General features: G+C 55.8%; 22 protein-coding genes. 7 read left to right on the forward strand and 15 right to left on the reverse strand.

What is annotated here, in order from left to right:
• Positions 1-251: 251 nt before the first annotated feature.
• From AC2FLG_RS05880 to AC2FLG_RS05900, 5 genes are read right to left on the reverse strand one after another with little or no spacing between them, the layout of a single operon-like run.
• On the reverse strand, positions 252-626 hold the full coding sequence (locus tag AC2FLG_RS05880; RefSeq protein ID WP_496705420.1) for a nuclear transport factor 2 family protein: 375 nt from the start codon (positions 624-626) through the stop codon (positions 252-254).
• Positions 623-1,519 (reverse strand): alpha/beta hydrolase, encoded by an 897-nt coding sequence (locus tag AC2FLG_RS05885; RefSeq protein WP_496701111.1) that lies wholly within the window; start codon positions 1,517-1,519, stop codon positions 623-625. Before AC2FLG_RS05885 ends, AC2FLG_RS05880 begins: the two co-directional genes overlap by 4 nt.
• Entirely contained in the window at positions 1,516-1,998 is a 483-nt protein-coding gene (locus tag AC2FLG_RS05890; RefSeq protein WP_496705421.1) for a flavin reductase family protein, read from the reverse strand. Before AC2FLG_RS05890 ends, AC2FLG_RS05885 begins: the two co-directional genes overlap by 4 nt.
• Positions 1,998-2,675 carry a glutathione S-transferase family protein gene (locus AC2FLG_RS05895; protein ID WP_496692296.1) on the reverse strand — a complete coding sequence of 226 codons (678 nt, stop codon included), beginning with the start codon at positions 2,673-2,675 and terminating at the stop codon, positions 1,998-2,000. The genes AC2FLG_RS05890 and AC2FLG_RS05895 overlap by 1 nt, the downstream gene beginning before the upstream one ends.
• Entirely contained in the window at positions 2,668-3,858 is a 1,191-nt protein-coding gene (locus tag AC2FLG_RS05900) for an LLM class flavin-dependent oxidoreductase (protein ID WP_496705422.1), read from the reverse strand. Before AC2FLG_RS05900 ends, AC2FLG_RS05895 begins: the two co-directional genes overlap by 8 nt.
• A gap of 101 nt (positions 3,859-3,959) precedes the next feature.
• Here AC2FLG_RS05900 and AC2FLG_RS05905 point away from each other — a divergent pair, with 101 nt between their 5' ends.
• Together AC2FLG_RS05905 and curA are read left to right on the forward strand one after the other, a co-directional pair.
• The gene (locus AC2FLG_RS05905) at positions 3,960-4,577 is read left to right on the forward strand and encodes a helix-turn-helix domain-containing protein (protein WP_142638879.1); all 618 of its coding nucleotides are present in this window, start codon (positions 3,960-3,962) and stop codon (positions 4,575-4,577) included.
• Between the two features lie 658 nt (positions 4,578-5,235).
• Positions 5,236-6,267 (forward strand): NADPH-dependent curcumin/dihydrocurcumin reductase, encoded by a 1,032-nt coding sequence (curA, locus tag AC2FLG_RS05910; RefSeq protein ID WP_496705423.1) that lies wholly within the window; start codon positions 5,236-5,238, stop codon positions 6,265-6,267.
• Between the two features lie 670 nt (positions 6,268-6,937).
• On the opposite strand, the gene AC2FLG_RS05915 is transcribed toward curA, so the two are convergent.
• Entirely contained in the window at positions 6,938-7,375 is a 438-nt protein-coding gene (locus AC2FLG_RS05915) for a hypothetical protein (protein ID WP_496705425.1), read from the reverse strand.
• A 131-nt stretch (positions 7,376-7,506) separates the two neighbouring features.
• Between AC2FLG_RS05915 and AC2FLG_RS05920 the strand changes: the two genes are divergently transcribed.
• The 4 genes from AC2FLG_RS05920 to AC2FLG_RS05935 all read left to right on the forward strand — a co-directional run bounded on the left by AC2FLG_RS05920 (position 7,507) and on the right by AC2FLG_RS05935 (position 12,836).
• Positions 7,507-9,138, forward strand: coding sequence for an arylsulfatase (locus AC2FLG_RS05920; protein WP_496705427.1), 1,632 nt, complete (start codon positions 7,507-7,509; stop codon positions 9,136-9,138).
• 97 nt (positions 9,139-9,235) lie between these two features.
• A complete protein-coding gene (locus AC2FLG_RS05925) occupies positions 9,236-10,213 on the forward strand; it encodes an HAD family hydrolase (RefSeq protein WP_142638883.1) in 978 nt (325 codons plus the stop codon).
• Between the two features lie 56 nt (positions 10,214-10,269).
• Positions 10,270-12,213, forward strand: a complete 1,944-nt coding sequence (locus AC2FLG_RS05930) for a multiheme c-type cytochrome (RefSeq protein ID WP_496705429.1) — start codon at positions 10,270-10,272, stop codon at positions 12,211-12,213.
• A 272-nt stretch (positions 12,214-12,485) separates the two neighbouring features.
• Positions 12,486-12,836, forward strand: coding sequence for a hypothetical protein (locus AC2FLG_RS05935; RefSeq protein WP_496692288.1), 351 nt, complete (start codon positions 12,486-12,488; stop codon positions 12,834-12,836).
• 989 nt (positions 12,837-13,825) lie between these two features.
• Here the strand turns inward: AC2FLG_RS05935 and AC2FLG_RS05940 are convergent.
• The 6 genes from AC2FLG_RS05940 to AC2FLG_RS05965 all read right to left on the reverse strand — a co-directional run bounded on the left by AC2FLG_RS05940 (position 13,826) and on the right by AC2FLG_RS05965 (position 21,948).
• Entirely contained in the window at positions 13,826-15,004 is a 1,179-nt protein-coding gene (locus AC2FLG_RS05940; protein WP_074738250.1) for an acyl-CoA dehydrogenase family protein, read from the reverse strand.
• 194 nt (positions 15,005-15,198) lie between these two features.
• A complete protein-coding gene (locus tag AC2FLG_RS05945; protein WP_282022449.1) occupies positions 15,199-16,218 on the reverse strand; it encodes an AraC family transcriptional regulator in 1,020 nt (339 codons plus the stop codon).
• A 129-nt stretch (positions 16,219-16,347) separates the two neighbouring features.
• Positions 16,348-17,532: an acetyl-CoA C-acyltransferase gene (locus AC2FLG_RS05950; RefSeq protein ID WP_496701128.1), complete on the reverse strand. Its 1,185-nt coding sequence runs from the start codon at positions 17,530-17,532 to the stop codon at positions 16,348-16,350.
• Positions 17,529-19,649 carry a 3-hydroxyacyl-CoA dehydrogenase NAD-binding domain-containing protein gene (locus AC2FLG_RS05955; RefSeq protein WP_496705432.1) on the reverse strand — a complete coding sequence of 707 codons (2,121 nt, stop codon included), beginning with the start codon at positions 19,647-19,649 and terminating at the stop codon, positions 17,529-17,531. The genes AC2FLG_RS05950 and AC2FLG_RS05955 overlap by 4 nt, the downstream gene beginning before the upstream one ends.
• 11 nt (positions 19,650-19,660) lie before the next feature.
• A complete protein-coding gene (locus AC2FLG_RS05960; protein WP_074738242.1) occupies positions 19,661-20,347 on the reverse strand; it encodes a dimethylsulfonioproprionate lyase family protein in 687 nt (228 codons plus the stop codon).
• The gene (locus AC2FLG_RS05965) at positions 20,344-21,948 is read right to left on the reverse strand and encodes a fatty acid--CoA ligase (protein WP_496705433.1); all 1,605 of its coding nucleotides are present in this window, start codon (positions 21,946-21,948) and stop codon (positions 20,344-20,346) included. The genes AC2FLG_RS05960 and AC2FLG_RS05965 overlap by 4 nt, the downstream gene beginning before the upstream one ends.
• 237 nt (positions 21,949-22,185) lie before the next feature.
• Here AC2FLG_RS05965 and AC2FLG_RS05970 point away from each other — a divergent pair, with 237 nt between their 5' ends.
• Complete coding sequence (locus AC2FLG_RS05970; protein ID WP_074738240.1) at positions 22,186-23,109, forward strand: LysR substrate-binding domain-containing protein; 924 nt, start codon at positions 22,186-22,188, stop codon at positions 23,107-23,109.
• A 33-nt stretch (positions 23,110-23,142) separates the two neighbouring features.
• On the opposite strand, the gene AC2FLG_RS05975 is transcribed toward AC2FLG_RS05970, so the two are convergent.
• From AC2FLG_RS05975 to AC2FLG_RS05985, 3 genes are all read right to left on the reverse strand, one after another.
• Positions 23,143-24,201 carry a quaternary amine ABC transporter ATP-binding protein gene (locus AC2FLG_RS05975; protein ID WP_074738238.1) on the reverse strand — a complete coding sequence of 353 codons (1,059 nt, stop codon included), beginning with the start codon at positions 24,199-24,201 and terminating at the stop codon, positions 23,143-23,145.
• Between the two features lie 12 nt (positions 24,202-24,213).
• A complete protein-coding gene (locus AC2FLG_RS05980; protein WP_074738236.1) occupies positions 24,214-25,242 on the reverse strand; it encodes an ABC transporter permease in 1,029 nt (342 codons plus the stop codon).
• A gap of 67 nt (positions 25,243-25,309) precedes the next feature.
• Positions 25,310-26,281, reverse strand: a complete 972-nt coding sequence (locus tag AC2FLG_RS05985) for an ABC transporter substrate-binding protein (protein ID WP_496692282.1) — start codon at positions 26,279-26,281, stop codon at positions 25,310-25,312.
• Between the last annotated feature and the right edge of the window lie 26 nt (positions 26,282-26,307).

The following is a 26,307-nucleotide window of genomic DNA, read 5'->3' on the forward strand; positions in this document are numbered from 1 at the left end:
GCTTTCCATCATCCGATGATGGTAAAGCGCTTCTTCTCGCTCTCTTCGACAATCCTGTGCAGTTCCTCGAACCGATCCTTGTTCCCATTGGTAATGCCAAGTTTGGGCCTTAGCTGTTTGCGCATCTTTTCATTACGCAATAACGGATTGCGCGAAACGGAGCTTGATTGCCGACGCAGCGGTTTGTCAAAGCGAGATAGGTTCCCTCTTACAAAACTGCTGCGTGCTTGGCTGCATCAAAGGCTGTCGGGTCAGCTTGTACGTTGCTTGTAATACGTATCTTTATGGACAATCAGCCCGTCTCGGTAGGTCAGGATGTCAACGCTTAGAAACTCTTCTATTGAACCATCCTTGTGCACGGCTGTACGGCGATATTCGCAATAAGCCTTGTTGCCGGAAATAGCGCAGTCGAGCGTTTCCCAATGCACGTTCGCGACCTTTTCAAACAGGGCTGCAAAAGCACCACGAATGGTTTCGGCTCCTTCCAGACGCACGCCATATTCTTCGGGGCCAACAGCGTGATCAAATGTAGCGTCGGTTGCGAAGTGTCTCATTACAGAATCAATGTCATTGGCGTTAAACGCGTCACCGACAGAGTCGACTAGGTCTCGGGTCAAATCGGTCATGATTTCGGTCCTTTTCCTTGAAGCATATCGCAAGTGTGTTTGAAGAAGGGGCTCGCCGGGTCGACCAGCACATTCAGTTCGTCAAAGTGATCCACATCGGGCACGAAATAGAGACCCATCTTGCGGTCTGCTGTTTCGTATTTTTCGACATACATTCGAGCCTGCCTGTGGAACTCATCGGTTTCCGCGCCGCCGACGACGACCAGCTGAGGGGCATTGGTACCCGGAGGGTGCTTGGTCATCGGGCTTTCGGCCTGGGCTTCTGCCGGATCCATTCGGATGCCCGCATTCAAAGCCTCGGTCAGGCGGACCGGCTCAAGATAGCTGAGCGGTGAGACTGGAATGCCAGATTTAATCAGGTCTGCGGGCAAGTCATCGTCAAATGCCGGCCAATCGGTCGCCATCATCATCTGGGTAATATGGCCGCCAGCGGAATGGCCCATAACGCAGAGACGGTCTGGATTGATGCCCAATGCGCCCGCGTTGCGCCAGACAAAGGACATGGCCTCACGCGCTTCTTCTGAAATTCTCGTGATGGTCACAGACGGGCAAAGATCGTATCCGATGACAACAACATTGAACCCCGCCTCAACAAACGGCGGCGCAATGAAGCTGTAGATCGATTTGTCGCCACGCTGCCAATAGCCGCCGTGGAAATAGACCAATGTCGGTGCGGCGGTGTCCGCGCAGCGGAAGACATCCAGCTTTTGTTTTTCACCTTCTCCATAGCGGATATCTAGGCTGCAATCGGATGTTGCACGCGCGTGCGCGCTGTCGCGGCTCCACCCGGGAATGACGGTCACTTCATAGTCCGGCCGCCCAGCCCGCAAATTGTACTGCGCGTCGAATTCGTCAGGGCTGAACCGAGTGTGGAAAGTCAGGTGATCACTCATGATACTGCCTCCGATTGGGGCGCGGAAAAGAACGCGCCGCGACAAAAGACCAGCGGAGGAACGGGTGCATGGGCATAGTTCACGACACGTCCCAAGAGTATTTCATGATCACCCGCATCAACCCGGTTGTGCACGGTGCATTCCAGATGCGCAGATGCACCGGGGACCAAAGGTGTCTTGGCCCCAGGAGTCCATTCCGTATCGGCAAACCGGTTTTCCACATTGCTGGCAAAATGCAACGCCAAAGCTTTCTGATCCGCGGACAGGATGTTGACCGCGAAATGATCTGACCTGGACAGCGTCGGGAACACGCGACCCGATTTTGCGACACAGACAGAGATCACAGGCGGTTCGAGTGAGACCGAGGTGAAGGAGTTGGCGGTCAGGCCCCATGGCATGCCCTCGGGGTCATAAGCGGCCACGATTGTGACCCCTGTCGGAAAAGCGCCAAGCGCACGGCGAAAGTCACGCAAGTCCATCACAGAACTCCTTCACTGACACAGGCCTTTTCAAGGGCGGCCCACTCATCCGGGTTTGTGCCGAAATGACGCATGACGTGACCCCGGTATGCGGGGCGTTCCGCCAATCGTTCGTACCACGCTTCGACATTGGGCAACGGTGGGCGGTCGACCTCGACATTGAAATAGCGATACGCCACGCAACCCAGCGGAATATCCGCCATGGTAAAGCTGTCGCCACAGACATAGGCCTTATCCGCAAGGTGCTGATCCAGAATGGTCAGCGCTTCATGCGCCTCATCGCGAAGTTTGGCGATCTGTTCCTGGTCCCGTTGGTCGGATTGGGTGCGCACAGTTGCAAAAAACAGGTAAATCACCGGCCCGAAGGCGCGGCTGGCGGACCACTCCATCCATTGATCCGCGATGGCGCGGGTCTGTAGGTCAGAGGGGCTAAACGTTCCCGCGCCGTACCGGTCGCAGAGATACCGCACAATGGCGAGGCTTTCCCAAAGCGCGAAATCCCCATCGCGGATCGCCGGGATCATTTTGTTGGGATTGATCTGCGCGTACATATCAGTGTCGAGCTTGCCAAAGCTGCCCCCGGCCAGTTGCAGCGTATAGTCCAATCCCAACTCATTGGCTGTCCAAATCACCGGAATAACGTTTGACGAATAGGGCCGCCCCCAAATCTCAAGCATGCTCCAACATCCTTTTCTGCGCGATGGATTGTGTCCCGAATTTTGGAACGACATGCTCAAACAGTCGATGCCAACTGGACAGGATTTTCTCGTAGGGAACGCCCGTGTATTGCTGCATCAACATGAGGTGGTCGAGGCCGATGGTTTCCTGCCGCTCGGCAAAACGATCCGCTACATATTCGGCGTCACCAACCACAATGATCCCGCGTTTATTGAGGAAATCGAACCAATCCATCTCTTCGTCCTCAGAAGTCATCTCTTCACCGACATCAAGATAGCCATGTTTTGTCCACTCGCCCTTGGGGCGCGACCCGCCGAGGAATTCGTAATAGGCATTGATCGGGCCACGAATGGTGTTCACCGCCTCCTCCATGCTTTCACCGACATAGAAGGCCGTGCAGACGCCAACGCCTTCCCCTGGTTTCACATTGCGCCCTTCACGTTTGGACAGCGCCTCGCGGTAGGGTTCCCAGCAGGCCAGTGTCGCCTTGGGTCCAGCGGCCATCGAGATCACACCCCACCCTTTTTCACCAGCAAGCTTGAATGTGGGAGGCGCATTCGACATGAGCCAGACCGGCGGGTGCGGATCAGAATACGGGCGTGGATGCACGTATATCGCTTTGTACTCGCCATTCTCGTCGTGATAGCGCGGGTCCAGCGGTTCAAAAAAACGGTTGGTTTCTTTCCAGCCTGGAACTGGGAACTCATAGAACTCACCTTGATGGGTGAAGGCCTCGTTGGTCCACGCCTTAAGAATAATTTCCAGGCTCTCTTGATAGAGGCGCATCACCTTGGCGTTGTCGCGCCGATCCGCATCCGAGTTGAACTGGATGGTCGAGCGCTCATTGATGCCCTTGGCGACACCAAAATCGAACCGGCCCAGCGACATGTTATCCAGCATCGCCGCGTCTTCGGCCACGCGCAATGGGTGCCAGTCCGGCAAAATGATGGGCGCCGTTCCAACCCGCAGTTTTGTGCAATGAGCAGCCACATGCGTACCCATCTGGATCGGGTTGGGCGGCGCGTTCATATAGCCGTTATGGGCAAAGTGATGTTCTGTGAACCAGGCGGTCGTGAATCCAGCCTGCTCTGCCAGCGAACATTGTTCGAGGATCATCTCCAATGTCCGGGTCCAGGGAATCGTCTCACCAGGACTGAAATTGGCAATCAAATCAAAGCGCATAGCGATCTCCCGGACAGATGTGATAAGTTGAATTATTACCCAATTTTCAACTAAGTTGAATTTTACTCGAAAAATCAACAAAAATCTCTTATCCCGAATGCATGAATAGCAACGTTACTGATACTGACACTCAACGGCTTGGCAGCGAAATCCGCGAAGTGCGCAAGGCGCGTGGCCTGACGTTACAAGACCTTTCGGAAACGGTATCCTGCTCGACGGCGTATCTGAGCCGGATCGAGCTGGGATCAGCAAAAGCATCGGCGGAGCTTCTGCGAGAGATCAGCGAAGCGCTCTCGGTCGATCCCAACTGGTTCTTTCCCAAGCAATCGGGTGCCGGACCATTGGAGCGCAAACACGTCGTACGCAAAGAAAATCGCAGGGCGCTTTCCAACATGTACACGCGAACAACCCAAGAGTTGGGATTCGAAGACGAACTGCTATCCAGCACACTATCCGGACAATGCTATCTGATCCTGTCACGGTTCCGCCCAGGAGCCGGTACACCGCCTGAACCCCAGGAAGGTTATTCTTTCGAGGGCGAGCAACATGCGATCGTCTTGAGTGGCGAAGTGGAGCTGCGCCTTGGTGAAGAAATCATAGTTCTTCGCAAAGGCGACAGCTTTTCCTACCCTTCAATGATCGCGCATCGGTTCCGCAACCGGACTGACAAAGAGGCCACAATGGTCTGGGCGATGTCGCCAATACGAATTACTTGGTGATTGTTGGCCAGCTATCACTATTGTGAGAATTGCTTTTGATACAAAGCAACTGATAATGGCATTCGGAAAAGCCCACAGATCTGACCTAACTGCTTGGGCCAAAACCAGTCATTTGGTCAATAGAGACAACAGTTGGCTTTGTCCTGCGACCTGGAAATTCGACCACTAATCGTCGCCACGGTCTGCATGAATGGTTATCCTTTCCGCTGAACAGCGGCACCAGATCCTCCACTCGCGCTGCATTTGAGACGCTGCGTGCGCTTGCAGCTCACCAACGCGATCTCGCTCTCTTCGATATGACCATCGACAGTAAATTGTGCGGCTGTGACTTGGTCACGATTGAAGTCTTTTATGTCCTGGCTTCTGGTCAGCCCCATGAGCAGGCTTCAGACCTGCAAAGCAAGACTCGGAGACCCCTCCATTTCGAGATTCTTGAAGGAACCAGAACCTCAGTCGAGAGGTGAATGGAAGACGAACCTAGGGTCGGGTTTGATTACTTTTTAGCAGGGCGTTTCCATGAGCGTTTGGGCATTTCAATGCGCAGATCGTGCGTGATTGGGCCACGTCTATAGGTTTTTCGAACTCGTTGGTGCTGTCGTGTTGCTCTGCAGCGGAATTTGGTCTCTGTTGCAAGAAAGCCGTCTTATGAGAGGTCACAATGCCCCAAGCATCCGCCACCAATCGTCGTATTGTTCTCGCCAATCGCCCAACCGGACAACCGGACGAGAATACATTGCGCCTGGAAACCACGAGCGTTCCTGAACCTGGACCAGACGAAATGCTGGTACGTACGGTGTACCTGTCGTTGGATCCTTACATGCGTGGCCGAATGAATGACGCAAAATCCTATGCCGAACCCGTTCCGATTGGCGGTGTTATGACGGCGCAGGTCGTCGGGCAGGTGGTCAAATCCAACATCGAAGGATACGAAGTCGGTGAGTATGTGCTCAATACAAGCGGGTGGCAGGATTTTGCTCTCTCAGACGGAACGCAGGTCGTTAAGTTGGGGAAATCCCCGGACAACCCGTCTTGGTCGCTCGGAATTCTCGGAATGCCAGGCTACACGGCTTATGCCGGGCTTCTGAAAATCGGGGAGCCAAAAGCCGGTGAAACAGTTGTTGTGGCTGCCGCAGCCGGCCCGGTAGGCGCAACAGTCGGTCAGATCGCAAAGCTAAAAGGATGTCGCGTAGTGGGCATCGCAGGCGGTTCTGAAAAATGTGCTCATGTAGTCGAAAACCTTGGATTTGACGCGTGTTTGGACCATCGATCTGATGATCTGGCGGCGCAACTGCGCGAGGCTTGTCCAAGTGGAATTGACGTGTATTTCGAAAACGTTGGCGGCAAAGTTCTCTATGCCGTATTGCCGCTCTTGAACCCGTTTGCACGGGTGCCCGTCTGCGGGATTGTATCCTGGTACAACCTGCCCGGCCTACCGGACGGCCCGGATATGGGCCCTGCGATCATGGGCACGATCCTGCGGATGAAAGTCAGAATGCAGGGTTTCATAATCTTCGACAACTTTGGTGCCGACGTGTATCAGGAGTTTGTCCGCGATATGACGGCTTGGCTCAAAAACGGTTCAATAAGCTACAAGGAACATGTGGTTGAGGGGCTTGAAAATGCTCCGGAAGCATTCAATCAACTGCTGGCCGGCGGTAACTTTGGAAAGATGGTCGTAAAAGTTGGTTAGCCGGACACGCAGCCAGACATTGCATCGTTCTTTGGATGGTTCCATCGTCAAAGTAACGGCCCAAAGCTGCAGTTGAGCCAAAGGTTCGATCTTCTCGGCTGATCCCGAAATCTGCCATTCGGGCTACTGGAAGGATGCGCCACTTTCAGAAGTTTAGTCGCACGCCACGGCATTCGGATGACGCTCGACAGGGATTTTGCGTGGGGGCACATTGCTCTGGGAGGCGTGTATGTCGCCAGCGGCGACGCAAATACAGCCGTCGACGCTGTGCATCAGTCACTTATCCTCGAACCTAACGGATACGAGGCTAACCTCTTCATGGGTTTCTATCTCCAGTTTGCGGGGGACGCCGCAAGTGCCGTGGACTATCTGTTGATCGCCAAACGTCTTAGTCCTGTGCAGACTTACGCGTAGACGCTGCCCTATGAATGTTCGCTCCAGCAACCCGGACTCTAGGTTGGTGCATCTCACCTTAGTGCAGACTGGGCTGATCGTGTTGAAAAACTCCGATTTTCGTGAAGATGGGTGAAATACTTGCTTGCAGGAGGCCTTTCCGAGAATTCGTCGAGGGGGAACTCGCGTTGACATTGTCCGGAGCTCTCAGGGCCCCTACCAAGCACAGGGTTTCAATTTAGCCGCCGTAACGGATTCTGGCGGAAAAATGCAGCCGTCAGATACTCGAGTTTTTCAACACAATCGGCTCATAGCGGCCATCGAAGCAAACGCAGCATTCGATGATATTGTAATACGTCAACGTCGGGTTGGCGCTGACGTCAGACATCTCCCATCCCTCTTCAGGCGGAATTTGTCCGGCACCTTGCATGTAAATTTTCTGCTCCGGATCGCCGAAGAAGCCGAGACAGAAGCCTAGTGAAACCGCCTGCGCCACTTCGCGGAGCGCATCCACAAAGGCCGGGTCTGTGTCCTGACTTTTATCGGCAAAGATGACCGGAAAGCCTGCTGTGCGCGTGGGCCTCCGGCTTGTGCGCCAAGGACTCCGCTTGCAGGCCATGGCAGTTCCTGATGACGTGCCGGTCCGCAACGGCCTAGACACAATGGCCGACAACCGAAAGATTGCCCAAAAAAAAGAAAGTGTTGCGCCATACATTCAACTTATGGATAGTTGATCCCACTCGAAATGTTCTACGGGCGGACAAAGGCAAGCAAAGCCTCTCGCTTGGTGCTTGTCTGCGACCAACTCAAGTTTCACTGTTAGCGAATGTGAGGGAGTGACCGATTATGCCAGTTTCGTATTTGAACAGGGCCGTCGCGGCCGGGTTCCTGATTTTAAGCATTGGGATTGCGCCGGCGCTTGCCCAAGAAGGCAGCGCGGGCGGCAAGCCGAACGTTCTCGTCATTTGGGGCGACGACATCGGCCAGTCCAATATCTCCGCATACACAATGGGGTTGATGGGTTATCAAACGCCGAATATCGACCGGGTTGCCAGAGAAGGTATGATCTTCACCGACTACTACGGTGAACAATCCTGCACGGCTGGCCGGTCATCCTTTATCATGGGCCAGTCGGTCTTCCGCACCGGCCTTTCCAAGGTCGGCCTGCCCGGTGCCAAGGAAGGTATGCAGATCGAAGATCCCACCATTGCCGGCCTCCTCAAAGCCGAAGGCTATGCCACCGGTCAATTCGGCAAGAACCATCTGGGAGACCGGGATGAACACCTTCCGACGAACCACGGTTTCGATGTGTTTTTCGGAAATCTCTACCATCTGAACGCCGAAGAAGAGCCGGAAAACGAGGACTACCCGAAGGATATGGTGTTCGCAGACGGCACGACGTTCCTTGAACGGTTCGGTCCGCGTGGTGTTTTGAACGTGACCGCGACCTACGGCGAAAATGAAATCACGCAGAATATCGAGGATACCGGGGCTCTGACCCGGAAGCGGATGGAGATTGTGGACGACGAGACATCAGATGCTGCAATTGCCTGGATGGAGGAACAGACCACCGCCGGCACCCCTTGGTTCCTGTGGTGGAGCGGCACACGGATGCATTTCCGTACCCACGTCAGCGAAGAGAACCGCGCGTTCGCGGATGAGTTATACAATGGGGAAAAAGCTGATGAATACACTGCCGGCATGATCGAACACGACATGGATATCGGCAAGTTCCTCGAAAAGCTTGACGAACTCGGCATCGCCGATAATACCATCGTGTTCTATTCTACTGATAACGGCGTCCATATGAACACATGGCCGGATGCCGGAATGACCCCGTTCTGGGGCGAGAAGAACACCCAGTGGGAAGGCGCCTGGCGGGTGCCTGCTATGGTCCGCTGGCCCAGTAATATCGCGCCCGGAACGATCTCGAACGAGATCGTGCATCACATGGATTGGCTGCCAACATTCCTGGCCGCTGCAGGCAATGAAACCATCAAGGAAGATTTGCTCGAAGGCATCACCGTTCCGGAAATGGCAGGCCGCGAGTATCGCGTCCATCTCGACGGCTACAACCTATTGCCAATGCTCAAGGGTGACACGGACAAGAGCCCGCGTAATGAGATCTTCTACTTCACTGACGACGGCGACCTCGCGGCGATCCGGCTCAACAACTGGAAGATCACCTTCCTCGAGCAGAAGGCCTGGGGAACTCTCCGGGCCTGGATGGAGCCGCTGACGCCGCTGCGCGTGCCGCTGATCTTCAACCTGCGCCGCGACCCTTATGAACGCGGTTACCGGACGTCGAACACCTATTACGACTGGCTGATGGACCACGCCTTCATGCTGGTGCCGGCCCAGGCTTATGTTGGGCAGTTCCTGGCAACCTTCGAAGAATACCCGCCACGGCAGGAGGCGGCTTCGTTCAGCCTCGACAAGGTAATGGAGAAGCTGTCGCAGCCGGGCGGCTCGCAGTAGACTCATCCCACTTCGTCCCGACGGAGTATTCCGTCGGGGCGCCTAATTTTCCGGTTGCCTCGGCATCCCTTTCCCTGCATTTGCGGAGGTTGTCCCTATGCGTGCTCTGCTAATTTCAATTCCTTTGACAATTCTGTTTGCATCAGCTCCGCTCGCTGACCCTTTGCCGTCTTGGACGGATACGGCCACCAAGGATCGGATCATTGCGTTTGTCGAAGGCATAACGGACCCGGATTCACCTGATTATGTCACCCCGGCCGCGCGTATTGCGACCTTCGACAATGACGGCACGCTCTGGGCAGAACAGCCGGTCTACTTTCAACTGCTATTTGCCATCGACCGATTGAAAGAAATGGCTGCCGCTGATCCCGGGGTGCTCACGTCTGACGTGCTGCGGGCCGCAGTCGAAGGCGACATGGAGACAGTGGCCGCCTCGGGCACTGAGGGACTGTTGGAAATCGTCTCCACCACCCACTCCGGCCTGACGGTGGACGAGTTCCAGGCGGTCGTGCGCAGCTGGCTGGACACGGCCAGGCATTCCGGCACAGGCCTGGCCTATGACCAAATGGTCTATCAACCCATGCTGGAGCTCTTGACCTATCTACGCGATGAAGGCTTCCGTACCTACATCGCCTCAGGCGGCGGCCTGCATTTCATCCGGGTGTTCTCTGAAAGCGCCTATAACATTCCGCCCGAGCAGGTCATCGGATCCATCGGAAATGGCAGTTATTCCGCCGGGGACGGACCGCCGCGGGTGATGAAGGACCCCGGTTTATTCTTCATCGACGACAAGGCAGGTAAGCCCGTTGCTATCGAGGCCCGCATCGGGCGCCGGCCGGTGATCGCAGTGGGAAATTCCGATGGAGACTTCCAGATGCTTGAGTGGACTACTGCGGGCGATGGTGCGCGGCTGGGCATCCTGCTGCACCATACTGACAGCGAACGCGAATACGCTTACGGCCGTGAAAGCCATATCGGGCAGCTTGCACGCGGACTTGATGAAGCAGCCAGCCGCGGTTGGCTGGTAATCGACATGGCCCGTGATTGGGAGCGGATCTGGCCGAGCCGCGAATGAAGCCCTGCACCATCCCTGTCCATGAACGACCCAGAAAATCGGATGGCCCTCTGAAAATGCAGATTGTAGTCTTGATCCTTCTCTTGCTGCTGGGTCTGCCAGCGATGGCCCAGAGCCTTGACGGCTACTTGGGGTCGGATCGTTGTACCGGTTGCCATAAGGACAGTGCCGCAGGCTGGGCAGGATCGCATCACGCTCAGGCCTGGACAACGCCGTCGCAGGAGACGGTCGCAGGTGACTTCGGCGGAACGGCCTTTCACCATGACGGTATGACCGCCCGGTTTCAGACAGGAGCTGAGGGCGGATACTACGTCGAGGTGATCGAAAAGGATGGATCGCAGGCGGAATACAAAGTGCATTCGGTTGCGGGGATCGAACCGCTGCAGCAATATCTTCTCGAGACCGAACCGGGGCAGCTGCAGAGTTTTGACGTGGTCTGGGACACCGAAGAGGGGAAGTGGTTCCACCTTTATCCGGACCAGACCCTGCCCCCGTTGGATGGTCTGCATTGGACGGGTCCCTACAAGACCTGGAATGCGCGCTGTGCGGAGTGCCACGCCACCGGGTTCCGCAAAAACTACGACGCACGCCGTTTAAGCTATGCATCAACCCAGGTCGAAATAGGCGTTGGCTGCGAGGCCTGCCACGGACCGGGAAAGGACCACGTTGATTGGGCTGATACGTGGGAAACGACAAGGACACCGCCGCCCGCAAACCATGGATTTCCTGTGGATTTCGCCGATCCTCGGCAGGCAGTCGAACAATGTGCGACGTGCCATTCCAGACGCGAAGCCAACTTGGACGGCAACCCGGTGCCAGGCACGCGTTTTCATGATGCCTACACGCTCGCACTTTTGCGCCCAGGACTTTACCACGCGGACGGGCAGATCCAGGACGAGGTCTATGTCTACGGCTCCTTTCTGCAATCTAAGATGCACGCTCGGGGCGTGACTTGCCTGAATTGCCACGGCGCACACAGTCTGGACCTGAAGGCAGACGGCAACGGCCTTTGCACCCAATGCCACAGCCCAGCGGGTAATCCGGACTTCCCAACACTCACAGCAGCGGACTACGACAGTCCTGCACATCACTTCCACCCGGAAAACAGCGCCGGAGCGAAGTGCCAGTCCTGCCACATGCCAGAACGCGTCTACATGGGCAACGACTGGCGCGCCGATCACTCCTTCCGCATTCCCCGGCCGGACCTTTCGCCAGTGACGGGAGCACCGGATGCCTGCACCGCCTGCCACCGCGGCCAGGACGCAGCCTGGGCAGCTGCACAGATTTCCGCTTGGTATCCAGACGACAGAAACCGTGGCCGGCATTACGGGGAGGTGCTGGCGCGGGGGCGTGCCGATGCGGCAGCGGCCGCTGGCGACTTGACAGCGCTGGCGCAGAATACCAGCCAGCCGGGCATCGTGCGGGCCACTGCGCTCTGGCTTCTGGAGCAGTCCAACGACCCGCTGTTCGCCGCTAGGCTGACGGACCTGCTGCGGGACCCGGATCCGCTTGTCCGCGCTGCCGCGGCCTCTCTGCAGCGCCTCGCACCGCTTCAGGAAAGGGGCAAGCGCCTGGCCGCTGTCTTTGCCGACCCTGCCCGCAATGTGCGCATGGCCGCTGCCCGCGCGATGCTGGGTGATACGGAGAACCGCCTCCAGAATGGAACCGCCAGAGAGCTGCAAGCCGCCATGGCTGAATGGCAGGATGCCATGGCAAACCGGCTCGATTTTCCTGAAACCCACCTCCAACTGGGCGGTGTGGCACTGACCATGCGCAACATGGGCATGGCCACATCCGCGTTCCGCGAGGTGGTGCGGCTGGATCCGCAACGGCTGGATGCATGGATGATGCTGGCCAGGATCACAGCGGCAACCCAAGGACGCGTTGCTGCCGCCGCGGTTGTGGCAGAAGCTCTGTCAGCCAATCCGGAACATCCCGCACTTCTGGCCGCACAGGCAGAGCTGGAAGGAAAACCTGCACTGCAAGGAGATAGCGAGTGACTGCTCTTGCCAGAATCCGGAACCTCAGAGCGGACCGCTGAGCTGCTCAGCTTCTGCTATCTCTGAAGCCACACGGCACACAATGAAATGTTAGCTCAAAAGGCACTGCCTTTTAAAAACGATCTTGACCGCAATCGTGCCGGCAGTTGCCGGCATCCGGGCCCGCGTCTGCTCAGAATACTGACTGGAACTACGAGGCAACGATCTACCTGTTCGCGCCCGAGACCAAAACCGCAATCGATACACCCTCAGGGCAGATCAAGGGCGCACTCATGTTTGGCGACGCGCTTGAGAATCTGGACTTTGCCTTTATGGGAGCCTTTGCCGCCAGTAACGGGAAATGGAGCTTTCTCACCGACTATATGTACACGGACCTGTCCTTCGGCAACGAGATTGTATCTTTGGTACTAGAGATGCGCCGCAACGCGTGCCAGCCCTCATTGGTGGCGGCAGACATCCACGGCATTTCTTCATGTAAAGAAGATACTGTCTCGTCCACCCAGTGCTCGCCTCTCGGCTCCACCAAGCGAACCTCATTCATTAGTGGGCGCAGTCGTTGGATTTCTTTCTCCGAGAGATGCCCAAGACCTGAGGCTTCAGCCCTGTGTTGTGGGATGCGCTGAACTAGATTTTTGATGCGCCGCTTGTCATCTCAAGTTAGCGCGACACTATCCGATAGTTCGCGAGCAACTTTATCGAAATCATCTCCGCCGAGATCGACCGAATGTTCATCGTCTCCGATGAATTCTCTGGCCAGCCGCGTTTTGCGCTATTTCTTCAAATATTCAGTGAATCGATGCGTGAGTGCACGATTTTCAAAGTTGGGATCCGTGGCAAGTAGGAGTTTGATGGTCTTCATAGCAGTTCCCTCATCTATCCAGTGAGACAAACCGACCGAAAACGAGCGCAAAAGAAGATAAATTATCAGCAGCTACCGGTCGGCCCTAACAGGGGCAGATCAGAAAAATCGTATGAGAAAGATATGCTGTGATGTCGTCATAGAATGAAACAGCCCTATTGCCGGACGCACGCTAATACCTTCGTACTATTGATACTGGCTGAGAAAGCATCTGTTAAGAAACATCAAACGCTTTCCCGCCCCTATGATAACAAGGGGATTTTGATACTTGGGCGACAAAGACCTTGTCTTTGGGCGAAAAAATCGCTGATTTGGGTCTCAATTGCTTGGTGTATCAACAACATGTGGCGCTCCATCTGACATTACCTATCCACACATGATAAACCTTTTTAATTCAAATCACTCATATCACAGCGGCACGGTATACTGACCAAAAAATTCGTAATGAACTACCTTCTTTTCATGGAGCGACCGATTGCCTCGTCGCACCCCTTTAAAGGCAAATCCCCACTCGGTTGCTCAAGAGACCGAACCGACAATCTGAATAGAAGCGCCTTATCAATGATCCGGCGAGCCGCCGTTCGACAAAACATTACTAAAAGTCAGCTGCGCGGACAAAGGGTGAATTCGCTGCAGTGGCACCAAGGTATGCAATCTCGAGTAACCGGCCGCATATGCGCGGCCGGTGTTTCGATTTTACCGATCTCTGAGGAGATTTTCAGGTCGGCTCCGCTTCACCGGTGGGTGGGATGTTCAGCCGGCCTCACCAAATCCTTTCGGTACTGGCAGATCAGACAATGTCGCTGCTCGTTTTTGTAGGGCCCGCCCGATGACCACGCGGCTGATTTCTGTCGTCCCGTCCACAATCCGCAGCATTTGTGCAAGACGGGACAAACGATCCAGTCCATAAGGCTGCAACAGCCCCATGCCGCCCAACACTTGCGTGCAGGTGTTCGCAGCCTTCACGGCGGCATCTGGCACAAACCGTTTGGCATGAGCGGCCATCAGAGGGCCTTCGGGTGTGCCAAGGGATTCTGCCGCTTTGCGATAAAGCAGCTTGGAGGCTTCAAGATCGGTTGCAACCTCGCCCAGCATCCACTGGATCCCGTCCAGATCGAGGTTCTTGCCGCCAAACATCTTGCGGTTCTTGGAATAGGACAGAGCCGTATCCAAGGCAGCTTGCATCAATCCACAGCATCCTGACGCAATCGACACACGGGCGATATCGATCGCCATGAGCGAGCCTTGCAAGCCCTGACCGATTGGCAGGATGATGTTGTCTTCGCTCACCACGACCTTGTCCATGTACATCTCGGCCAGAGGCAGGAAGTTGTAGGATGGGGTATCGTAGAGCGGACCAAAGCTGAGGCCCGGAGTGTCGGCCGGGATGGCAATCATCGCCATATCCTTGTGGCCGGGTGTGTCACTGGTTTTGACCACGGTGAAATAGATGTCAGCCTCGGTCGCCAAGCTGACCCATGCCTTCGCACCGCTGATCGTCCAAGTGCCGTCATCATTGATCACGGCGCGCGAATACATGTTTGTTGCGTCCGACCCCGATTGCGGTTCGGTCAGTGCAAAGTTCGCCAGCTTGCGGCCCGAGGTCAGATCCCGCGCCCATGTTTCCTTGAAGGTATCTGTGCCATAGCCGCAGCCCGCGAAGGTACAGATGTTATGCATCGACAGGGCAAAGGCATAGGCGCCATCGCCCAGTCCCAGTTGTTCATAGACCTGAATACCTTCTGACAGCAGCAAGCCCTGACCACCAAACTCCTCGGGGGCGTAGAGCCCCGTCAGGCCAGCGGCTCCGGCCTTGTCAGACGCATCACGGGGCCACTTCTTTGCGGCGTTCCAGGCGTCCACATTGGGCAAGATGACCTGCTCGGCATGGTCACGTGCGGCTTGGAGTATGGTGGCGAGTTTGTCTGACATTGGTCGGTCCTTTTGTGAGCGGCTCTTTTCACATGACGCCACACATCAGCAGCTGCTGAGCAGGCAGCGGGTCAAGCTTCTAGAGGAGAACCAGGTGAGAACGCCATGTATTGCGCAATATTTAGCAGGAGAAACTTCTTCACTCTATCTCGCGTGGTGACAGGGTATTGTCCAAAAGTGACAAAAAGCGCGTCTCAGATATTCGTCCTGCGATACGAACTGGGGGTGCTGCCGGTCCAGCGTTGAAAGGCCCGGTGAAAATTGGCTGCCGAGGAAAATCCGACATCAAGTGCGATGGCCTCAACGCTTTTGCGCCCCGCCTGCAGGTCGCGGATTGCGATGTCGCGCCGCAGGGCATCCTTTATGGCCTGAAACGACGTGCCATCCGCGTGTAGCCTGCGGATCAGGGTGCGCGGGGTCATGTGCATTGCGGATGCTGTCTGTGTCAAGGTCGCCGAATCCCAACCTGTCTGACCCAGATACGTGCGCACCCGCAGCGATTGGGTGTGTTCGCGGGAAGAGGTAAAAATCCAGTCTCGCGGCGCGTTTTGCAAAAACCGGTCAAGATCAGCTGTGCTTCGTGTCTGCACAGGGCCCATTACATTCGGATCAAACGCGATGGCGGTGGCGGGTTGGCCAAACCGCAGTGGTGCAGGAAAGATAATCGCGTAATCCTGATCAAAGTCCGGGCGATCAAACGCGAAATCAACGGCCTTAACCGGAACCTCATGCCCTGCCAGCCAAGACATGAGCCCGTGGGCAAGTTTGAGGATCAGCATATGTCCAAACCGCTGAAGCGGCACTTCGCCTTGTGGTTTCAGGGTAAGCACCAACGCGCCTTCAGCGTCATCCAGAACAAACTGATAATCATCCAACAGCAAGTTCCAGAAGGTCGAAAACCGGTAAAGAGCCGATGACAGAGACGTGGCCTCTCTGACAGTCGTCAGAAGGTGTTGTAGAGCCCTTGGCCGGACGGGTCTGCTCCAAAGCCCCATCATCTCATCACCGGTCTCAACTGCGGCAAGTTGATAGAGGCAAACGATCTGATCCAGCGTGACGCGACCATTCGGCGAGCGCGTATCCGCGTTCAGACCGGACCGGCTAAGCAGCGCCGCCATCTGCGCCTCTGGGCACAGGGCACGCAGCGCCGCCAGCCAGTCATCGACAAACTGGCTGGAAACCGTGGAAAGGATCGTTGGCGTAACATTGGTCATAACACGTCAGGAGGTATCACCAATTCCGGGTGACATGAAATGCGGCACATGCAGATGTCGACCTTCGCAGATGACAGAATGTCAATGTCTCAACCACATAACGCTCTGCTTGAACTCATTTCAGTGGGTTCAGGTGACTTCGAACAACGCTGCGGCCCCCATGCCTCCGCCAACACACATGGACGTAACCACGTATTTTACACCACGACGCCTCCCCTCAAGCAGAGCGTGCCCGACTTGTCTCGCGCCTGTCATACCATAGGGGTGGCCAATCGATATCGCACCGCCGTTCACGTTGTAGATTTCGGGATCGATCCCAAGATGGTCGCGGCAATACAGAACCTGGCAGGCAAAGGCTTCGTTAAGCTCCCAAAGGCCGATGTCTTCGATGCGAAGACCTGCATTCTTCAGCAGCTTTGGAATGGCATAGATCGGGCCGACACCCATCTCTTCCGGTTCGTTTCCTGCAACAGCCATGCCGCGATAAATACCTAGCGGTGTGAGGCCCCGCTGCTCAGCCATTTTGCCTTCCATGAGCACACAAGCCGAGGCACCGTCAGAAAGCTGGCTTGCGTTTCCGGCAGTGATCACGCCTCCTTCGACAACCGGGTTCAGCTGGCCAAGTGTTTCGGCCGTCGTACCCGGCCTGTTGCCTTCGTCTTTTGACAAGGTCACTTCTTCCAGGGTTTCCTCTCCGGTTTCGCGATTCTTGACCCGCTTTATCGCAGTGATCGGGACAATCTCGTCATCAAAGGCGCCAGCAGCCTGAGCCCGGGCCGTCCGACCTTGGGAAAGTGCAGCATATTCATCCTGGGCGTCACGACTGATCCCATATGCCTGCGCCACATTTTCCGCCGTCATCAGCATCGGCATATAAGCATGTTCAGATTGGGCGATAACGTTTGGATCTTTCTCATCGCCCGCCCATTTCAGATAGGCATTCTGCAGGGTGGAAATATTTTCCTGCCCGCCTGCCACGGCGACATTCTGACCATCCACAATGACCTGCTTTGCAGCCGTCGCAATGGCCATCAACCCGGAGGAACATTGCCTGTCGATCGTCTGTCCTGCCACCGTATTGGGAAGGCCCGCCGCCAGCGCCGACAAACGAGCGACATTCATGCCTGCTGTCCCCGCCGTAAGGACCGATCCGATCACGACATCTTCGATCGTACCGGGGTCCACGCCTGCACGTTCAACAGCGTGCTGAATGGCGTGCCCCATCATGGTAGGGGATTTAATGTTGTTCAGCGCACCCTTGAAGGCAACCCCAATCGGGGTTCGGGCGGTTGAGACGACAACGGCTTCTCTCATGATTTTTCCTTTTTGGCATCAAAATACGCGGTAAGTGTCACGCCCGAGGTTGCGAGTTCTTCCAACAAAGGCGCAGGCGTGAACCACATCTCGCCATAGGCGCCAAGCGACTGCCGATAGTGGTTCATGCGCCCCAGAATCTGGCTTAATCCAATCTCGTCGGCATAGTGCATTGGGCCGCCGCGCCAGTTCGGAAAGCCATAGCCATTGGCCCAGATCAGGTCGCAATCACCCGGGCGCGTTGCAATGCCCTCTTCAAGGATCAAGAAGCCCTCGTTGATCAGGGGGAACAGACAACGTTCAAGGATTTCCTGATCGTCGATTTCCCTGCGCTTCACGCCATGCAAGTCCGCCAAATGGGCACTGATTTGAACAATCTCAGGGTCTTCGACCCGTGTCCGCCCCTCGTAGACATAGCTTCCTCGCCCGGTTTTCTGACCCAGTCGGCCTAGTTCAAACAACCTGTCCTGCACAGCCTGGTATGTCGGGTCATGCGCGATTTCACTACGCCGTTCCTGACGCACGCGTGCGCCCACATCGACTCCGGCCAGATCTGCCATCGCATGAATGCCCATGGCCATGCCGAAGCCTTCAAGGACGTTATCCACCTGTTTCGGTGTCGCCCCCTCTAGAAGCAGACGGGATCCTTCGCGGAAGTATGGTTCCAGCATCCGGTTTCCAACAAAGCCGTAGCACACGCCAACCGTGACAGGGAGCTTTCGGATCTTCTTTGCGACCATGATTGCCGTTGCAATGACATCGGGAGCGGTCTTGGCGCCCCGCACCACCTCTAGCAAGCGCATGACGTTCGCCGGGCTGAAGAAATGGAGACCAATCACATCCTCCGGACGGGACGTGACCGCAGCTATTTCATCAAGATCCAACGTCGATGTGTTTGAGGCCAGTATCGCGCCGGGTTTAGCGTGCTGGCCCAACGCTTCGAAAATCTGGCGTTTGACATTCATGCTTTCAAACGCCGCTTCAATGATCAGGTCGGCCTTCGCAAGGTCTGCATAGCTAAGCGTCCCAGTGGCGTTGGCGGCGATTGCCTCTGCCCGATTGGCACTAAGCCGCCCTTTTTGGGCCGCGCGTTGGAAATGCTCCCTGACCTGATCCAGCCCCTGTTCCAGCGCAGTTTGTGTGGTTTCCAGAAGCGTGACCGGATACCCCGCCTGCAGAAAGGCGATGGCAATGCCGCGCCCCATTGTTCCGGCACCGATCACGGCGACCGATGAAATGCTACGTGGTTGGTCAGCACGGGTAACGCCGGGAACCTTGGTGCATTCACGCTCTGCAAAGAACAGATGCCGCCCCGCGCGCGATTGAGGTGTGTCGAGCAGTTCAGCGAAACCCACCTTCTCTTGTGCCGACCCCTCGGCCAGCGGCATTTCGCACGCGGTCTCGATGGACACCAAACATCGTTCAGGGGCGACAAGGTTTTTGGACGTGTGCGCTATCTGGTCTCGGAAACCCGTCAGATATCCCTTCGGATCAGGGTGTGTGACGGTCATATCCGCACAACTGCGTTTTGGATCGCCCTCATGGCTGACACGGGTGGCAAAACCCAAAACATGCGCGCGAAAATCCTGGTTGTTTTCAAACAGTGCGTCGACCAGCCCGCAAGACAGGGCATATTCGCCTTTCACGGGATCACCCGAGAGGATCATTTGCGTTGCCGCTTCCAGCCCGGCAATCCGGGGTAGTCGCTGGGTGCCGCCGGCACCAGGCAGCAGCCCCAGTTTGATCTCAGGTAGGCCCATCACCGCATCCGGCGTGGCGACACGGTAATCACAGGCAAGCGCAATCTCCAGCGCGCCACCCATAGCGGGACCTGCTATCGCGGCGATAATAGGTTTCTTGCTGGTTTCAATCGTTACACACAGGTCTGGCAGGTCCGGCTTGTCCCAGACTGCCCCTGTACGAAACTCAGCGATGTCAGCGCCGCCGCAAAAGAGCGGCAGAGCCGAGCATAGAACGATAGCTTTGACCTGTTCATCGGCGTCCAACTCGTGGATGGCCGAGGAAAGCGCCTGCCGCATCTTCAGGCCAAGAGCGTTCACTGGCGGGGCATTCAGCTCAATGAAAGCGACACCCTCGGTGTGTTTAATGGAAATCATGTTTGGAAACCTCAATTGGACTGTTTGGCAAGATCTTGTTCGATCTCTGCCCAATCGTCGAAGTGGATTACATTGCAGGGTGAATTCACGTTCTCGAGCCAGACAAAGACCGAGATGAACGGCTGGTCATAGACCCGGGTGGCATGGGGCTCGCCAGCTGCGTTCCATATAAGTGATCCAGCCGGATAATCCTGCCAATCGCGAGTGCCAAACCGCCAACCAGATTTCTCGGACAGGTTCAGATAAAGCTCTGGCGCATCGTGGTTGTGGTCCCGATACAGCGTCCGTGGACCCAACATGAAAATGCCAAGGCTGAAATCGGGATGATGATGCCCACATGCGTCCGGCCCAATCAGCAAAGTATGCAGGTTACACTTTGCATATCCTTCGCCCAAATCGGCATCAGGTGGATAGAATTGGGCGTTGTCTTCGCGCCAGGCCAGATCCTCTTTGGCAGCTTTCAGACAACGTGCGATTTCTTGCAATTCGGGGGCGACAATCCCGGCGATGGCGTTCTTCAGAACCTCATCGTGCCGGGTTCCTTGGGGAGGTAAATCAATGAGCCTCTCACCCTTCAGGTCCATGGCTGCCAGCTTGTCCAACGTCAGATCAACGCCGCGCGTGGCAGCTCTGTGAGCCTGCAGATAGGTGACAATGGATTGAATAAGCGCCTGAATACGGCGTTGTTTGTCTGTCATGATTTAAAGTCCGAGCGCGTTGAAATATCTTTCCGCACGAGTTTCTTGTCGAGCTTGCCGACGCTGGTTTTAGGTAGGCGGGCGACAAAGATTATCTCGTCTGGAACTGCCCATTTTGAGATCTCGCCTGCGTCAACCCGCGACTGGATTTCTTCCATGACTCTCAAGCGCACAATATCCGGGTCGGCATCCTTTGCGGCTTGAGCGACCAACACTGGCCTTTCGCCCCATTTCGCGTGCGGCAGCCCGATTGCTGCGACGTCCTCAACGCCGCTGCAAGACGATGCTATGTTTTCCAGTGCCAGTGAAGATATCCATTCGCCGCCGGTCTTGATCACATCCTTGAGGCGGTCAGTAATCTGCAACGATCCATTCTCGCGGATATACCCAACATCCCCGGTATGCAGATACCCAGCGTCCCAAAGCTCATCCGAGGCTTGCGCATTATCCAGATAGCCTTGTGTCAACCAGGGAGCCCGAGCAACAACTTCGCCGGTTGTTTCGCCGTCATGTGGAACGTCCTGCATATCCGGTGTCACAACACGAAGGTCGACAAGCGGGCCGGGAAAGCCGGTTTGCGCCTGCACCTCTGGATCGTCGCTGGACAAATCGGCCACCGTCAGAAACGGACAGGTCTCGGACATCCCATAGGCCGCATGCAAGGATATGCCTGCCGCCGCCGCCCGGTCCTGCAAATTGCGCGGCAAAGCGGCCCCGCCAATGATCACTTTCCATCTGTCCAGGTCAATTTGTGGGCAGCCCGGATGGTCGAGCACCATTGACAGAACCGTGGGCACGCAGTGGGAAAAGGTGACGCCTTCGTCTGCAATCAATCGTAAGATTGTGTCAGGGTCATATCGACCGGGATAGACCTGACGCAGCCCCAGCATCGTTGCGGCATATGGAAATCCCCAGCCGTGGACGTGAAACAAGGGCGTCAGCGGCATGTAGACGTCGCCGCGATGAAATCCGGCGTTTCCGGGCCACGCTCCGAAGCCGGCGATCAGGCCCAACGTGTGAAGGACCAACTGCCGGTGTGAATAGCTCACCCCCTTGGGATTGCCGGTGGTCCCGGTCGTATAAAACAGGGTTGCGGTTTGGTTTTCATCGAAGTCCGGGAAGTCAAAGCTGTCTGGGGCCTCGCCTATCCACTCTTCATATCCTTCTCCGTCTCCAATCGGCACGATGGTGATGTCCCGATCAAAGCCCGATTTGATACCCTCTATGAGCGACATGAAATCGCGGTGCACGATGATCAGATCTGGTTGCCCATGGTTGATCGTATAAAGAACCTGAGCAGGAGATAGTCGCACGTTGATCGTGAAAAGGGACGCGCCCATCATCGGGATCGCGAAAAAACACTCAAGATAACGGTGCGTATCCCAATCCATGACACCGACGCGCATACCCTCATGTATCCCGCTCGCCTTTAAAGAATTGGCAAGTTGGCGCACGCGTTTGCCCAAGTCCGCATAGCTCAACCGCATTTCGGTGCCGCTGACGATCTCTTGGCTGGCTGACGCGAGCTGGGATCCGGCCAGCAAGTGTTTAATCAGCAACGGATAGCCATATGCATTTGGCGAAGGTGAAAGTGGTGGCATGAAGGTGGAATCCCATAACATCTCTATCTGCTAATCTGGCATTTCTCACCCAGTTGAAGAATTGAAAGAAATTTCCTTTCATCAAGAAATTCTAACCGATCACATCGCACCGCGAATTGCGTGCTACCCCCTGACAGGTTATGAAAAAGAGTATCAATACCCTGCTATATTCGCGCCCGTCGTCGGATAACTCTGCTTGAGGGTAAGCAGAATTGATTTCATCGAGGAGATGCAGCAATGACCACTCACATGCCCACGCTGGTTTCACTGCGCGCTTTTGAGGCGGTGGCGCGTCACAAGAGTTTCCGAAAGGCCGCTGACGAGATTTGTGTGACGCATGCGGCAGTCAGCCACCAGGTCAAAGCATTAGAAACAACAATCGGTGTTAAACTACTGGAACGCACAAGCCGTTCGGTCGAGCTAACACCGGCTGGCGAGCAATATTACCCGCCAATACGCGAACACATTCAGGGAATCATCAAAGCCACTCGGCGCATCCAGACACCTGAGGAACCGGACGTGTTGCTCGTTCAGTCCTACGCAAGTTTCAATACAATGTGGTTACAGCCCAGATTGGCAGACTTTCTTCAGGATAATCCGGACACACGCGTGCGCATCGTCTCTACCTTTGAAGACGGTGATTATGACATGCACCGGTTCGATGTGGGCGTGTTCAACGCGCCACCATTTGACAAACGGTTTGACTATAGCCCCTTGTTCGAAACGGATATCTACCCGGTATGTGCTCCGGAGGCCTTGAAAGCCGCAAGCGGTGGAATGCCGCTGGAAGAGCTAAGAAATTTCCTGTTGCTGAGTGTCCCAAACACATGGAATGAGCCGGATGACTGGGACTGCTGGTTGGATGCGGCGGGCTTAGATCGCGAAACGATGAAATTTGGCTCTGTTTTCGACAATTACCCGCTGGTCCGTGAAGCTGTTCTAAAAAATCACGGTATCAGCGTCGCAAGAGCACCGTTTTGCACGCGTGACCTTGAAAGGGAGCGCCTGGTCAAACCGTTTGATATTTCGGTGCCCGAGCCAGGCAGCTGGTATCTGGCGACGCAAAAAGAACGTGCACCCAACCCAAAGCTCGATACGTTTGTTGACTGGCTGTTCGAACAGATCGAAGCCGACCCAACCATGCGGCTATTTCGGGCCTGATCTGATGAATTCCAGCTTTGTCGTCAGCGCGCGTCAGGACTGACGTGCGCCTGCTTCGGATGCGACGCGAGGGACGAGTGCGCGAACCAGTTCAGTCATATCCAGTGAGCCGACTGTCTTCTCCCCATCCTTGACGACATAGGCGTGTGACGTATCCCCGCCGGACCGCGCGATCATGCTTTCGAGCGTGTCGTTCACGTCCACTTCGCCATGGGCATCTTCTGGCACTTGGCCACCGTCCAGCGGGGTCATGATCGAGCGGACCCGCAGAACCCGTGCTCGGTTGATGTCGCTCACGAAGTCTTCGATGTAAGGATCGTTGGGGTTCAACAGAATATGCTGCGGCTCGCCCTGCTGCACGACAAAGCCGTCTTTAAGGATCACAAGGTGATCGGCCAGCTTCAACGCCTCATCTAGATCGTGAGTGATGAAGATGATGGTCTTGTGCAGCTCTTTTTGCAGCTCGAGCAGCAGGTCCTGCATGTCGGTTCGGATCAGTGGGTCAAGAGCCGAGAAAGCCTCGTCCATCAGCATGATCGGTGTGTTCGCGGTCAGCGCCCGGGCAATGCCCACACGCTGTTGCATCCCACCGGACAATTGCGCTGGATAATGGTTCTCGAACCCGCTCAGACCCACGCGATCCAGCCACTTGGCGGCTTCACGGTCGCAAGTCGCCTCGTCCTCGCCGCGCACCGAGAGCGGCATGCCTGCGTTCTTCAGCACGGTCTTGTGCGGCAATAACGCGAACTTCTGGAACACCATCGACATCTTTTCCTGTCGAGCATGGCGCAACCCGTCCTCGGACAGTTGCATCACATCCTCACCCTGCACGATGATCTCGCCCGCAGTGGGTTCGATCAATCGGTTCAGGTGGCGGATCAGCGTGGATTTGCCCGAGCCTGACAGGCCCATGACAACTGTGATTTCGCCCGCCTGCATATCGACGTTGATGTTGTTGAGACCCAATACGTGCCCGTGCCGTGCCAACAATTCTTCCTTGCCCATGCCTCCTTTGACATGCTGCAACACGTCCTTGTCGCGGGTGCCAAAGATTTTATAGAGCCCGGACAGGCTGACCATTGGTTGTGTCATCGAACAGGCTCCTTAGTGTTTGACTTGGGTTTTATCGACCCGTGTGAGAGCTGCTTTGGACACGCGATCAAGGATCACTGCGAGCAGCACGATGCCGATGCCAGCGACGATGCCCACACCCAGTTCAAGGTTCCGGATACCGCGCAACACGTTCACGCCCAGACCGGGTGCCGAAACAAGAGAGGCGATCACGACCATGGCAAGGCTCATCATGATGGTCTGGTTTATTCCGGCCATGATATTGGGCAACGCCAAAGGGAGTTGCACCCGCAACAGTTTCTGGCGATCTGTCATGCCAAAGGCATTGGCCGCCTCAATCACGTCCCTGTCGACAAGCCGGATGCCCAGATCGGTCAGGCGGATCACAGGGACAATCGCGTAAAGGATGATTGCAATCCCGTAGAGTTTGGATTCCGTGACCGAGAACAAGAAAATCAGAGGGATCAGGTACACGAAGGTCGGCAGGGTCTGCAGCAGGTCGAGTAACGGAACCACGCTTTTTTGCAATCGGTCAGATTTCGACATGGCAATGCCAATGGGTACACCGAACAGCACCGATATCGTCGTACATACAAAGATGATCGACAGAGTCTGCATCGCCACATCGTAGTGGTCTACGACGGCCAGCAGCATAATCGAGACGGCGACGAAGATCGTCACAGGGCGCGAACGCGACGCGTACCAGGAAATCGCCACCAGAAGCGGGACCATGATGAACCATGGCGTCGCTTCAAACAGCCAAAGTGCGCCATCCAATATCCAGCTCAATGGCTGTGTGATCGGGTCCAGAACGGTTTTCAGGACCGGTTTGGCTGCCAGAAACCCTTCTTCGATCCCGTTGGTTACATCGCGCGACTGCCATATGCGGTTGCAGCTTTCGTGCAGATTATCAAACGAGGGAATTGGAATGAGCGGCCCAGAGGCCTCTTCTCCTCCTGCTTGCGCCGCAAGGTCCGCCAGCGAAAGAGGCGCTTTATCGTCTGGCGTGCCACACCATTCGCTCAAACCCAATGCGCTGAATAACTTGTCATAGAAGGCCATTTATCCCACTTTCCGATCTTCTTCAGTGCGTTAGGGGCATCACTGAGGATGCCCCTGTTCGTGCAGTTTACTGCAGCAATGCGGAAAGTTTGTCGCGCGCAGCATCGTTAAGCCACGCCCCCCAGACATCCTTGTAGGTCGTCAGAAAGTGCACAGCACCTTCATCGTAGGAGGCATTGTTGTCCTCGACCCATGCCAGCGTTTCGCCCATCTGTGCGTTGGTGAAGGACAGATTTGTCATCAGTTCAGAGATTTCTGCGTTTTCGGCCATGAATTCCTTGGAAAGAACTGTAACCACTTCGCTGCGGGGGAAGGCGCTCATTGCTGGCGTCTCGCATTCCGCCGTGATGTTGCAGGCATGCTTTTCAGGGTCATGGGGGCCCATTTCGACCAGGGTCATCGGGTATTTGCCCAATACCGATGTCGGTGCCCAATAGAAGCCGAACCACGGCTCTTTGTTTTCGTAGGCGGCCGCGATCGAAGCCGCAAGGGTTTCGCCTGATCCATGCACGAAGTTTTCAATGCCTGCATCAATCAGCCCGCCTGCCTTCATCAGGTTGGTGCTGACATTCAGACAGGTCCATCCCTCGGGGCAATTGTGAAAGCGATTTCCGACGAGTTCGGGGTTGGCTGCGATGCCTTCAATTGTTGCCAGTTCCGGATGCTCCTCCACAAGGTAGTTCGGAACAAAGAACCCTTCGACACCGCCATCTGACAGAACTTCGGTCACAGGAATGATTGCACCTGAGTCAACCAGCCCTTGGTAAGCCGGCGCGCCGTTTGTCCAGATTTCAGTCAGAATATCGGGCTCTCCTGTCTCGGAAACGGATGCCAGCGCAGGGTTGCTCGAGAGCGGAACCGTGGTCACTTCGCAACCATAGCCTTGCTCCATCAGAAACTTCGAGACCGCGGTCACAATTTGCGCTGACCCCCAATCGGCCTGCATCAGTGATACTTCACCGCATTCGTTTGCCTGGGCCGCCGAAGCGGTGATTGCCGCAGCAAATACACACCCGAGACCCGCTGATATCTTGAACATTTATTTCCTCCTTGTCATCGGCGAAA

This window comes from Ruegeria sp. CDSA193, from assembly GCF_059611885.1.